At 74.0% G+C, this 12,651-nt stretch carries 9 protein-coding genes and 1 pseudogene; 3 read left to right on the plus strand and 7 right to left on the minus strand.

Going from position 1 to position 12,651, the window contains the following annotated elements:
* Positions 1–8: 8 nt before the first annotated feature.
* From GL259_RS30875 to GL259_RS30890, 4 genes are read right to left on the minus strand one after another with little or no spacing between them, the layout of a single operon-like run.
* Positions 9–1,418 (minus strand): lyase family protein, encoded by a 1,410-nt coding sequence (locus GL259_RS30875; RefSeq protein ID WP_159536556.1) that lies wholly within the window; start codon positions 1,416–1,418, stop codon positions 9–11.
* A complete protein-coding gene (locus tag GL259_RS30880; protein ID WP_159536557.1) occupies positions 1,415–3,385 on the minus strand; it encodes an FAD/NAD(P)-binding protein in 1,971 nt (656 codons plus the stop codon). The genes GL259_RS30875 and GL259_RS30880 overlap by 4 nt, the downstream gene beginning before the upstream one ends.
* Positions 3,386–3,436: 51 nt before the next feature.
* A complete protein-coding gene (locus GL259_RS30885; protein WP_159536558.1) occupies positions 3,437–4,450 on the minus strand; it encodes a methyltransferase in 1,014 nt (337 codons plus the stop codon).
* Positions 4,451–4,452: 2 nt separating this feature from the next.
* Positions 4,453–6,171, minus strand: coding sequence for a class I adenylate-forming enzyme family protein (locus GL259_RS30890; RefSeq protein WP_159536559.1), 1,719 nt, complete (start codon positions 6,169–6,171; stop codon positions 4,453–4,455).
* 281 nt (positions 6,172–6,452) lie between these two features.
* Between GL259_RS30890 and GL259_RS39380 the strand changes: the two are divergent.
* From GL259_RS39380 to GL259_RS30900, 3 genes and pseudogenes are all read left to right on the plus strand, one after another.
* Positions 6,453–6,578: pseudogene (locus GL259_RS39380) on the plus strand (FAD-dependent monooxygenase); the annotation flags it as partial.
* Between the two features lie 170 nt (positions 6,579–6,748).
* Positions 6,749–8,092, plus strand: coding sequence for an FAD-dependent monooxygenase (locus tag GL259_RS30895; protein WP_279578638.1), 1,344 nt, complete (start codon positions 6,749–6,751; stop codon positions 8,090–8,092).
* 155 nt (positions 8,093–8,247) lie between these two features.
* Positions 8,248–9,123 carry an AfsR/SARP family transcriptional regulator gene (locus GL259_RS30900; protein WP_243762426.1) on the plus strand — a complete coding sequence of 292 codons (876 nt, stop codon included), beginning with the start codon at positions 8,248–8,250 and terminating at the stop codon, positions 9,121–9,123.
* On the opposite strand, the gene GL259_RS30905 is transcribed toward GL259_RS30900, so the two are convergent.
* From GL259_RS30905 to GL259_RS30915, 3 genes are all read right to left on the minus strand, one after another.
* Positions 9,025–10,545: an MFS transporter gene (locus GL259_RS30905; protein WP_159536561.1), complete on the minus strand. Its 1,521-nt coding sequence runs from the start codon at positions 10,543–10,545 to the stop codon at positions 9,025–9,027. The genes GL259_RS30900 and GL259_RS30905 overlap by 99 nt on opposite strands.
* A 395-nt stretch (positions 10,546–10,940) precedes the next feature.
* Entirely contained in the window at positions 10,941–11,747 is an 807-nt protein-coding gene (locus GL259_RS30910) for an SDR family oxidoreductase (protein ID WP_159536562.1), read from the minus strand.
* 126 nt (positions 11,748–11,873) lie between these two features.
* On the minus strand, positions 11,874–12,500 hold the full coding sequence (locus GL259_RS30915; protein ID WP_159536563.1) for a cupin domain-containing protein: 627 nt from the start codon (positions 12,498–12,500) through the stop codon (positions 11,874–11,876).
* Positions 12,501–12,651: the final 151 nt, after the last annotated feature.

The following is a 12,651-nucleotide window of genomic DNA, read 5'->3' on the forward strand; positions in this document are numbered from 1 at the left end:
GGCGTGGGTCAGTTCGTGGGGGGACGTTCCAGGGCGCGGTCCACCAGGGAGGCGGCCGCGCCGGTGTACGTGGCGGGGTCGAGCAGCTCCGTCAGTTCACCGGCGTCCAGCAGCGGAGCGACCTGGGGCTGCTCGGCGAGGGTCTCGGCCAGGGGCCGTCCGGTGCGCGTCGCCGCGGCGGCCGCCTCGGACAGCAGGCGTTTGGCGGTGGCCCTGCCGACCTTCGGGGCCAGGACCGCGGCGACCCGCTCGGAGGACATCAGATCGCCGGTCGCGGCCGCGTTGGCCCGCATGCGCTCCGCGTGGACGACGAGTCCCTCGGACAGCTCGGCGGCGGTGTGCGAGGCGCCGCCCGTCAGCCGCAGGCACTCGCGCAGCAGCAGCCACTCGGCGTGCCAGACACCGCCCGAGCGCTCGTCCTCGGTCACCAGGCACTGCGTCAACGCGCCGGCCATGGCGGGCACTTGGAGCGAGGCGGAGCGGATCAGGGTGGCCAGCACCGGGTTGCGCTTGTGCGGCATGGCCGAGGAGGCCCCGCGCCCGGCCACGGGCGGCTCGGTGACCTCACCGACCTCGGTGCGGCCCAGCGACTGCACGTCCACGGCGATCTTTCCCAGGGCCCCCGCGGTGAAGGCCAGGGCCGCGGCGACGTCGGCGACGGGGGAGCGCAGCGCGTGCCAGGGCAGCGGGGCCGTGGCCAGCCCGGTCTCCCGCGCGAACGCCTCGGACAGCGCGGCCGCGTACGCCGCCGGATCCGGGGCCGGCGCGCCGTCCGCCGTCGCGTACTGCAGGTATCCGGCCAGGGTGCCCGCCGCGCCGCCGAGCGAGACGGGCAGCCCGCCCCCGAGCAGGCGGCCGACGCGGCCGGCCGCCTCCCGTACCAGCAGCCCCCAGCCCGCCGCCTTGAGCCCGAACGTGGTCGGAACGGCGTGCAGGGTCAGGGTCCGCCCGGCCATCAGCGTGTCCCGGTGCCGCGCCGCCAGCCGGTCCAGCGCCGCCGCGGTGCGCAGCAGATCGGCGTGCACCAGGTTCAGCGCCCGGTCGCAGACCAGCATGGCGCCGGTGTCGAGGACGTCCTGGCTGGTCGAGCCGCGGTGCACGTACTCGGCGGCGTCCGGGGCGTCCTCGGCGACGACCGCGGTCAAGGCGCGGACCAGGCCGACCACCGGGTTGGCGCTCTCCCGCGCGGTGACGGCGAGAGCGCGCAGGTCGAGCCGTTCCGCCCGGGCGGCCCGGGTGATCGCCTCGGCGGCCCCCGCGGGCAGCGTGCCGAGCCGGGCCTGGGCGCGCGCCAGCGCCGCCTCGGCGTCCAGCATCGCCTGCAGCCAGGCTTCGTCGGAGACCTCCCGCTCCACCGGGGTGCCCGCCCGCACGGGGGAGAGCAGCCCGGAGTCCAGCCCCGCCGCGTGCGCCGTCATGCCGGTGCCTGCGTCAGGGTCCTGCCGGAACGCCGCGGGGACGTGCCGGGGGAGGCGGGGGAGAGGGCCAGCACCGCCCGCGCGATGGCGTCGGAGTCGCCCAGGGTCACCGAGTTCACCCCGGGCCTTATGCCGGCCGCGGTCACCCAGTGCACGGCCTCCGTCGGCACCCCGTACGCGAAGCGCCTCGGATGGCTGCGGCCGTACGCGTCGACCAGGTGGTACGGACGCTCGGTGACCTCCAGCCCGCCCGTCTCGTAACTCGTGCCGCACGCGCCGGGGATGCGGAACGGCCGGCACTGCCCGGTGGACAACAGGTCGCGCAGCAGCGGGTCCGCGGTCCGGCGCAGGTCCGGTTCCGGCAGACGCGCCTCGACCAGCACCCGGGCGTGCGGGGAGGGTCCCCCCACGCGGTCCGACTCGGCGACGAACGCCCCCGCCGCAGGGTCGATGCGCACCCGCATGCCCGGACCGACCAGGTCGAGGACACCCGCCTCGAGCAGCGCGATCATCTCCTCGATGCGCGAGACCGGCGGGCCGATCGACAGGAAGGCGTTGAGCGGGGTGTACCAGCCCTCCACCTCGTCCCGGTACGAGTTCCCGTCCAGGCCGCCGTGGTCGATGGCGATCCGTATCTCGTTGCGCAGGTCGCGCAGTACGTCCAGGGCCGCCTTCAGCGGGCCGTTCACGTTGCCCGCCAGCGCCTCGCGCACGTCCTCGCGCAGGTGCTCCAGGAGCCAGCGGCGGAACTCCGCGCGGTCGGCGAACCTCCGGTCGCCGTACGGCCGGAGGATCCGCTCCCAGTCCCACCGTTCGTCCGGCGCGATGCCGTACGCGTCGAGCAACTCGTCCGTGCGGGCGGGGTCCGCGGACAGCGCGACGTACCGCCGGACGAACCCCTCGCGCTCGGCCGCCCGGCCGCGGGCGGCCAGCAGCGCCCCGTAGTAGACGCTCTCCACCTCCCGGGTGATCAGCGGCCACAGGTCGGTCCCGAAGTACACGCGCTCGCCGTCCACCGCGCGCTCGCGCAGGGCCGCGCCCACTTCCTCGGTCAGGAGGCGGGGCTCGTGACGGCCGTGCGCGCCCTTCTCGTTGGCGCCGCGCGCGTGGTAGGGGACGCCGCGCCGGGAGCCCGCGACGATGCGTGGCTCCCGGCCGGAGGGGCGGTAGACGAGACGCCCGCCGACGCGGTCGAAGCGGCCGCCGCGGCCCACCGTGAGCAGCGCCATGTGGTCGAAGAAGTTCAGGCCGAGCCCGCGCAGCAGCACCGTCTCGCCGGACCGCACGTCCGACAGGTCGAGGTCGGCCGGATTGGCCGGCAGGACGTGCAGCAGCCCGTGGGCCCTCGCCCGCCGTGACAGTTCCTCCTGGGCGGCCGGTACGCCGGCCGGCACGTGGCCCTGCGCGAGGACGACCGCGTCGAGACCGTCGAGGGTCTCCCCGTCGGACATGACGATCCGCTGCGCGCCGTCACCGGGGCGCTCCTGCAGGGCGACCGCCCGTGCCTGGTGCACCCGTATCCGCACGTGCGGCGGGGCACCGGACACCACTCGGGCGTAGACGTCCTCCAGGTAACGGCCGTAGAAGGCGCGGGAGGGGTAGTCGTCCGGGCCCAGGCGGCGCGCCTCGGCGAGCACGGCCTCGTCGTAGACCGTCACCCCGCCGGGCCCGTCGCCGAGCGAGCGCGCCCACTCGTACAGGCTCGGGCCCGGCTCGACGGGGCCGTCCATCTCCACGCTGGCGTCGGTGAACACGGTGACCTGCGAGGCGACCGTGTTCATCAGCAGCCGGCGCGACTGCCCGGTGCGCCACACCCGCCCCGCTCCGGGCCGGTAGGGGTCGACGACGTGCACGGTGACCGTACGGTGCCCGGGCGCGGCGCGCTCGTTGGCGCACAGCCGCTCCAGCACCGACAGACCGCGGGGTCCCGCGCCGACGAGACACAGGGCGAGGTCACCGCTGGGCATATGCATACTCCATGGGTATCGGGGGGAGGGCCGGGAAGGAGGGGCGTGCCCTCACACCGGTGCGGCGACCAGCAGACTCGTCTCCAGGGCGAGGGAACGGACGCTTTCCAGGCGCAGGCCCGCGGCCCGCAGGACGGAGCGGTACCCGTCGAGGGTGCGTTCGCGGCCGCCCGCGGCCATCAGCAGGTGCAGGTCCCACAGCAGGGGCAGCACGGGCGCGCTGCCGTCGGTGGCGACGACCCGTTCCAGGACGAGCAGCCGTCCCGTGTCCGGCATCGCCTCACGGATGTTGGCGAGGAGCGTCACGCACCGCTCGTCGTCCCAGTCCTGCAGCACCCGGGACAGCAGGTACACGTCGTGACCGGCGGGGACCTTGTCGAAGACGTCACCCGCGGCCGTCTCGTAGCGGTGGGCGTCGACGGTGGCGCCCAGGTGCCGCTCGGCCACCGGCAGCATGTGCGGCAGGTCGAAGACGGTGCCCGTCAGATGGGGGTGGGCCTGCAGCACGGCCGACAGCAGCAGGCCGCTGCCGCCGGCCACGTCGACCACGGTGCGCGCCCGCGTGAAGTCGAAGGCCGCCGCGGCCTCGGGGAAGAACACGTTGCCGGCGTTCATGGCGCGCAGGAACCGCGGCCCCGCGTCGGGCTCGTCGCGCAGGTAGGCGTGCAGCGAGGTGCCGAAGGCGTGCTCGAAGCCGGAGGTCCCGGTCCGGACCGCGGGCACCACCGAGCCCCAGGCGCGGTGGAACTCCTCCCCGTACAGCAGCACCATGTCGCGCATGGACTGCTCGCCGTCGCCGACGAGGAGCGCGCCGACCTCGGTGAGCCCGTAGCCCTCCTCCTCGTCGCCGGTGAACACGCCGAGCGCCGCGAGCAGGCGCAGCAGCCGGGCGAGGCCGTCCTCGCTCGCGCCGGTCCGTTCGGCGAGCGCGGGGACCGTGCCGTGTCCGGCGGCGATGTGGTCCGGCAGTGACAGGCGGGCCGCCGCGTAGAGGGCCTGCGCCCGCCAGGTACCGGTGATCAGGTCCACCACCCGACGTGCCGCCGTGGTCTCGGTACCGGGCATGATCAGGCCTTCCGTGTGGGAGCGGACACGGCGAGCGAGGGATCGCCGGTGCGGGACAGGGCGGTGCGGTGGCGCTCGCGCAGCAGGCGCTTGAGGACCTTCCCCGTGACACCGACCGGGAGTTCGGAGCGGTCGGCGGCCAGCAGCAGGCCGCTGAGCGGTGCGAGGCCCTCGCGGACCAGCGCCGTGTTGCACGTCTCGAGCAGCCGGGCCGGGTCGCGCTCGGCGTCGTCGGCGAACAGGACGACCGCCAGGGGACGGGAGCGGCCGGGGGAGCGGGGGTCGTCGACCGCCACGACCGCCGTGTCCAGGGCCTGCGTCGCGAGCAGGACCACCTCCTCCACCGGGAGGCTGTGGACCGGTCCGTCGGCGGTGGAGATCACATCGGGGGTGCGGTCGAGGTGGTACCAGGTGCCGTCGCTGTCGCGGCGCATGATGTCGCCGGTGAGGAAGTACCCGTTGACCGTGGACTCCTCGGTCAGGTGCGGGTCGTCCAGGTAGCCGGCGGTCACGCTCGGGGTCTGCACCCCGAGCCGTCCGGCCTGCCCGTCGGGCAGTTCACGGCCCTCCTCGTCGAGCACCGCCGCCTTGCGCACCACCTTGGCGGGGGCCCCTATGTGGCGCGCGTACCGGGTCGTCTCGGGCGTGTAGACCTGCTTGAACAGCACCATGCCCATCTCCGACGACCCGAGTCCGTCGAGGTAGCGCGAGCCGTTCAGCACCTTCCCCCGCTCGGTGCGCCGGCCGAGGGCGATCAGCGGGCGGATGTGCCGCTCGTGGGAGGCGTCGCCCATGCCGTGCCAGGTGTGGATGTGCCGGGCGGCCTCGGGACGGATCTCCTCGGTGCGGATCTCGGCGAGGGTGAGGGGGAAGCCCAGCACGGTGGTGGGGTGGAACAGGTTGATCGCCCGGGCCACGCGCTCGCCGTCGGCGTCGTCCAGGATCAGCGTCGGGATGCCGAGCAGGAGCGCCATGCTCAGGTAGCTGATGCCCGCCGAGTGGCTGTGCGGCAGCGCCGTCAGCAGCCGGTCGGAGCGCAGCGAGGGGAAGGTCCACAGCCGCTCGCGCTTGCCCGCGAAGAACGAACCGTGGTGGAACACCGGGGCCTTGGGCCGCCCGGTGGTGCCCGACGAGTGCGAGATCATGATCAGGTCGTCGTCGGCGTGCCGGTGCGGGAAATCGGGCATCCGGCGGGGCGGCAGGGGAGCGGTGGCGTCGAGCTCGGCGATGTCCGCGACCTCGGGCACGGGACGCCCGGGGGAGTTCGACTCCCAGGCGTCCGCGAGGCCCTTGAGGAGGTCGGCGTCGCCCACCAGCACCGTGGTGCGGGTGCGCAGGAAGTACTCGGCGGCCGTCGCCGGGGCCATCTTCGGGTTGCAGTGCACGGCGGCCGCACCGAGCGACGTGATGGCGATGTGGTGGATCAGGCCGAGCAGCCCGTTGCGGGTGTGCACGCCCACGTGCGCCCCGGGCCGCACGCCGCGGCCGCGGTACCAGTGGGCGTGGCGGATCACGGCGATGCGGATGTCGTCCAGCGACATCCCCTTCGGCTCGTCCGTCGCCCACGAGGGGGAGGAGACGTCGGGGTGGAACAGGAGCGGACGGTCCCGCCGGCGGGCGACGCGCCAGGCGTGCCAGAAGAAGTTTCCCGCCCCCAAATCCCGGTCGGCATAGAGACGCAGACGCTGCGCGACGGACCTGTGTGTGCCGAACAGGAACATAGGAATACCTCACACTCCGCAGTGATGCGCCGAATTCTTCGGTCACCGGTGAGACATCGCGGCCCTGATACCCCAGCGGTTCGGGAAAGGTTCCCGGGAAGTCTCCAACCGGCTGCTAAAGAGCCGATGGAAAACCCTCCCGATCGTCGATCTTGCTTCGTTCTTCAGCGCGGGTTGCGACGATCGCGCCTGTTCGATCGAGAGAAGGCTGGAGGCCGCGTCGGATGGACGACCCGCTGACCACCCCGGTCGCCGTTGTCGGAGGCGGTCCGGTCGGGCTGATGCTCGCCCTCCTCCTGGACCGGCACGGTGTGCCCTGCGTCGTGTTCGACTCCCGGAGGACCGTGCCCGAACAGCCGCGCGGCAGCACCCACAACGCGCGGACCATGGAGCACTACCGCAGACTGGGCCTGGCCGAGCGGATCCGCGGGCTCGGGCTGCCCGCCGACCACTCGGCCGGCATCTCCTTCTTCACCCGCTACAACGCGCACGAGCTGGCCCTGCTGCCCTGGCCGGGCACCGGCGAGGTGCTGCGCCGCCGGGCCGCGGCCGACCGCACGGACCAGACCCCGAGCCGATGCACCGGGCGAACCAGATGTACGTCGAGCGGCTGCTGCTCGACCACGCCCGCACCCGGCCGCGGATCACCCTGCGCTTCGGCTGGACGGTCACCGCCCTGCGGGAGGACGCGCGGCACGTCGACGTCGTGGCCGAGGGCGAGGGCGCCCGACGCACCTTCAGGGCGGACTTCGTGGCCGGCTGCGACGGCGGGCACAGCCTGGTCCGGCGTCACCTCGGCATCCGGTACGAGGGGGAGGGCACCCTCGACCAGGACGTGCTCGGCCGCCGCTCCGTCGCCGCCCACCTGCGCGTGCCCACGCTGTACCGGGACCTCCTGCGCGGCCGGAGCGCCTGGAGCAACTGGGTCGTCAACGCCGACCTCGCGCTGAACCTGATCGCCCTCAACGGCGTGGACGAGTTCTTCCTGCTCACCAGTTCCGTCGATCCCGACACGGCGACGGACGCCGACCTGGTGCGGCTGGTGCGGCGGGCGGCGGGGGAACCCCTTCCGGTGGAGGTGCTCAGCCACCGGCCGTGGACCGCGGGCGCGGCGCTGGTCGCGGAGTCGTTCGGCACGGGCCGCATCCGGCTCGCGGGTGACGCCGCGCACCTGTTCACGCCCAACGGCGGCTTCGGCATGAACACCGGTGTGGACGACGCCGCCAACCTCGCCTGGAAGCTCGCGGCGGCCGTTCAGGGATGGGCGGGCCGCGCGCTGCTGGACAGCTACGGCATCGAGCGCCGGCCGATCGCCCTGCGCAACACCGCGGCGGCCAGAACCCTCGGCCAGGGGCTCGGCGCCATCGACCGGCCCGCCTGCCTGGAGGAGGACTCCGCGGCCGGTGAGGCCGCCCGGGCCAAGGCCGGGGCGGAACTCGCCGAGTACGGGCTGCGGACCATGGAGACGCTCGGCGTGCAGCTGGGCGCCCGCTACGACGGCTCGCCGATCGTGGCCGAGGACGGGTCCGGACCGGTACCCGACTCCTTCGCCGCGTACACGCCCTCGGCCGTGCCGGGCGGCCGCGCCCCTCACCTCTGGCTCGACGACCGGCGCGCGTACGGCAGCTCGCTGTTCGACCGGTTCGGCGTCGGGTTCACGCTGCTGCGGCTCGGCCCGCGTCCGCCGCACACGGGAGGGATCGAGGCCGCGGCCCGCGCCCGGGGCGTGCCCCTGCGCACGGTCACGCTCGACGATCCGCTCGCACGCGAACTGTACGAACGGGACCTGGTGCTGATCCGTCCCGACCAGCACGTCGCCTGGCGGGCCGACCGGGAGCCCGGCGCCCCGGCGGCGCTGCTCGCGCGGATCACCGGGGCGCGGCACGGGACGGACGGGGACACCCGTGCCGACGACGACTGACTGCCGGCCCGCGGTGAATTACCAATTCAGCGCGCGGTTTTGGGATTGAGAGACTCGAGCGACGGTAGAATGCGCGTGGATCGCGCCGTTTCACCGGGCATTCCAACGGGATGACCTTCCGCCGACCGATGCCCGGACGACGATGGGGGAGTCATATGGAATTTCGCGTCCTCGGTCCTCTGAGTATATGTGACGGGGAGTGCCACAAAACACCGACCGCGCCGAAGCAGCGGCAATTGCTGTCGCTCCTGGCGCTCAACGCGAACCACGTCGTGTCCGTGACGCAGATACTCGAGGAGATCTGGGAGTACCGGCCGCCGTCGAGCGCGGTCGCGGCGGTGCACACGTACGTCATGCAGCTGCGCCGCGCCCTGGACGGAGCCCGGCGGGGGCCGGGCCGGAAACCCGGCCGGCTGCAGACGCACGAGCAGGGGTACCAGCTCAAGCTGGGCAGCGGTGAGCTGGACCTGGACCGTTACGAGCAGCAGGTGCGGGCCGCGCGCGCGACCCTGGAGGCCGGCGAGTACGCGGAGGCCGTCGAGCAGTTGCGCGCCGCCGAGATGATGTGGACCGGGCCGATGCTGGTCGACGTGCCCACGGGGCCGTGGCTGCGGGCCGCCATCGAGGTCGTCGAACGCGACCGGCTCGACGTCGTCCACCAGCGTTTGCGCGCCGAGCTGCACCTGGGACGGCACCACGAGGTCCTCGGGGAGCTCACGTCCCTGGTGCACCGCTACGGAACACACGAGGGCCTCGTCGAGCACCTCATGCTCGCCCTGTACCGGTCGGGCCGGCAGGCCGACGCGCTGATGGCCTACCACCGGCTGCGCGCCCGGCTGCGCGAGGAGCTCGACACCAGGCCCTCGGAGCGACTGCAGCACCTGCACGCCCACATCCTCTCCGGGCACCCGCGGCTGGAGCCCCCCTCCAGCTCAAGCGTGCGCGGTCGGCTGTCGCTCGACCTGCTGGCCGAGCGCCCCGCCGCGTCCTCGCGCGGTTCCGTCAGAAGCGGCGGACTGGTAAGGATCTGACCTCGGCGCGGCCTGCGGGAGAGGGGCCGCACCGGGCCGGCGTCGGTCCGGCAGCCCGAACAGGGCGCCCGCCAGCGCCGGCACCATCAGCAGGGCCGCCGCGGCGAACGCCTGCCCCGCTCCCTCGGACACCCCGGTGCCGCGACCGCACACCGCCACCGCGAGCACCGTGCCCAGGGCGGTGCCGAGCTGTCCCGCGCACTGCACGACGCCCGCCGCCAGCCCCGCGCCCGGTCCGTCGAACCGGGCCAGTGCCACGATCTCGCACGACATCCAGATCAGCGGCAGTCCCGCCCCGGCGAGGAGCAGACCCGGCAGCATGCCCGTGGCGTATTCCGGGACGTGCGAGCGGGCGGCCAGCGTCCACAGGCCGGCGCCCAGCAGCAGACAGCCCAGTGCGCAGGGCAGGCGGGCGCCGTGCCGGGTGAGCAGCGCGCTGCAGGGCCGGCCCACGAGGAAGACACCCCCGACCAGCGGCAGCAGGGCGAAGCCGGCGGCCAGCGCACCGTAGCCGTGGGCCTCGCGCAACTGCATGCCGCCGAGGAAGACGACGGGCGCCACGGCCGTCGACACGAGCACGACGCCGGCCGCACCGGACACCAGGCCCCGGTCACGGACCAGGGCGGGGGGCAGCAGCGGGGACGGGCACGTGCGCTGCCGGTACGCGAGAACGGCTCCCAGTGCCAGCGCGGCGGACGCGGACCACACCGTGTCCCGGTCCGTGCCGTGTTCGGCCGTGCGCACCAGGGCGTACACGAGGGCGAGCAGGGCGCCCGTCAGGGCCGCGGCCCCGACCAGGTCGAGGCGGACGCCGCCGGGCCGGGGCGGGTCGGGCAGCGGGGTGCGGCGGGCCAGCGCCAGCGCCGCGGCGATCACCGGCACGTTGAGGTAGAAGGCCCACCGCCAGTCCAGGCCGCTGACCACGAGACCGCCGAACAGCACGCCGGCCACCGAGCCGACGCCGCCGGCACCCGCCCACAGCGCCAGGGCCCTGGCGCGCTGGTGCGGTGCGACCGCGGTCACCAGCAGCGACATCGCGGCGGGCACGAGCACGGCGGCCGCCAGCCCCTGCCCGGCGCGCGCCAGGACGAGGAGCGGGCCGCTGGGCGCGGCCCCGCACGCGGCCGAGGCCAGGGCGAACGCGGTCATGGCGTGCAGGAACAGACGGCGGGCCCCGGCCAGGTCGGCGAGCCGGCCTCCCAGCAGCTGGAGCCCGCTCACCAGCAGCACGTACGCATTGGTCACCCACTGCACGCTGCTGAGCGACATCGACAGGTCGCGCCGGATGTCGGTGAGGGCGAGCGTCACGATGCCCGCGTCGGCGTTGGCGAGGAGGGGCGCGAGGACGGTCAGGGCGAGGAGCCGGCGGTCGGGCAGGGACGCCGCGCCGTTTTGTGAACGGGTGGAGGAGGGCAGGGCCACGGTGTTTCCCGGTGGTTGACGCCAACGGTGCCAACCGGACGCTGGAGCGGGCCGGGCGGGAAACAGGGTCCTGGGCCCGAGGGACGGCACGGCGTGGCGAAGCCGAAGAAGGAGAAGCGGGCGACGGCCCGGAGCGGGGAGGCGCCCGTGACGGCGCGGCGCGGCGGAGAGCCGCGGGAGGGGGCGGTGCCGCCGCGGGCGGCACGGCCGGCCCCGGAGATGCTCACGGGGCCCGGGGGCGCGGAGGTACGGGAGACTCCACCGGGGCGGCCGGAAGCCGCGCCGGCCCGGTCACCCGGCCGTGGCGGCCGGGCCCGGTCGTGCGGCCCGGCCGCCGTGCGGCGGCCGGGCGGAGCGGGGAGGGCCGGGCGCGCCGGCCCCCCGCGCGGGGCTGCTCAGAGCTCCTTGAGGAGCCCGCCGTCCACGACGAACTCGGCGCCGGTGGTGCTGCCGGAGCGCGGCGACGCGAGCAGCACGACCGCGTCGGCCACCTCCTGCGGCTCGACGAAGCGGCCCGTGGCCAGGTTCAGCATCTCCGGGACCACGCTGTTGATGACGCTGTCCTTGTCGGTGCCGGCCTGCGAGGCGATCATGTCGGCGACGCCGCCCTCGTCCGTCCACCACGGGGTGCGCACGACACCGGGGGAGACCGTGTTCACGCGGATGCCCTGCGGGGCGAACTCGCCCGAGAGCACCTTGGTGATGTTGCTCAGGGCGGCCTTCGCGGCGCCGTAGTCGACGTTGATCGGCGAGGGCTGGCGGGCGTTGCCGGAGGAGATGTTCACGATCGAGCCGCCGCCGCGCTCCAGCAGGTGCGGAATCGCGGCGCGGATGGCGCGCACGGCCGAGAACAGGTTGAACTCGAACATGGCCCGCCACTCCTCGTCGGAGGCGTGCAGGAACGAGCCGCGCGGCAGGGTCACACCGGGCGGCGGGCCGCCGGCGTTGTTCACGAGGATGTCGAGCCCGCCGAACTGCTCCACGGCGCGGGACACGACCTGCGCGGGCGCGTCCTCGTCCATGAAGTCGGCAGGGACGTGCACGAGGTTCGGGCCGGCCAGCGCGTCCAGCTCCGGGGTGCTCTTGCGCGACGTGGCCACGACCTTGGCGCCCTCTTCGAGGAGCGTGCGGACGATGGCCAGGCCGATGCCCTTGGAGGCGCCGGTCACAACGGCGACGCGGCCGGAAAGCTGCAGATCCATGGGGTTCCTTCTCGATGGTCGGCCCCGCCCCGCGGGAGGGGGAGGAGCGCAGTGCGATGTGCTCTCAGCAAGGGGAACACCGCCGGGCGCGAAGGTGTTGCAGGCGATGTCCCCGGGGCCGCGGCGTCAGCGGTGCCAGCGCATGACCTCCTCCGGGAGCTCCTCCAGCTCCGCGATCTCGGACGGCTTGCGGTCCATGTACTCGGGGTCGCAGCCCTTGTGTCCCAGCAGCCGGGCGATCGGGGCGAGCACGGTGAACAGGGCGCGCTGCAGCGCCCACGGGGGCGAGGTGAACCGCACGACGTCACCGAACTCCAGCGTGGTCACCGCCTGCTGGAGCAGCTTGGGCATGCCCTCGGGCGTGGTCTTGCCGTCCTGCGCGAGACCGAAGAGCTGACGCAGCACCAGCTGCTCGAAGCGGTCGCTGTTCTTGCGCACCTCGCATATGTGGAAGGCCTGCTCGCCGCTGCAGTTCCACCAGCGGTGCCTGATGCCCGGCTGGATGAGCACGCTCTGCCCGGGCTTGTCGAGGGTCACCTGGCGCCCGCCGATCAGGAAGGCGACCTTGCCGCGCACCAGCGTGAAGCGCTCCTCGCTCACCGGGTGCAGATGCTCGCCCGACACCGCTCCGCCGGGCTCGGAGTACACGTCCATCACGGTGCGCTCCCCGCCCGTGTGCGAGGACGGCGTCCTGATCACCACCCGCTCCCTGCACCGCGGGTTCTCGTACACCTCACCGACGCTGACCGTCACCGGCCGCCTCCTTCCGCCATGGTGAATTCAGCCTGGATTTCGATGGTGGCGATCGTTGGCCGGTCCGACACTCCCCATCTTGCGGTCGTATCCCAGAAGGCGCCGTTCCGGGATTCGACCGCAAGATCCGGAGTGTTTCCGCCATGGCTCA

The organism is Streptomyces sp. Tu 3180 (assembly GCF_009852415.1).
GTDB lineage: Bacteria > Actinomycetota > Actinomycetes > Streptomycetales > Streptomycetaceae > Streptomyces.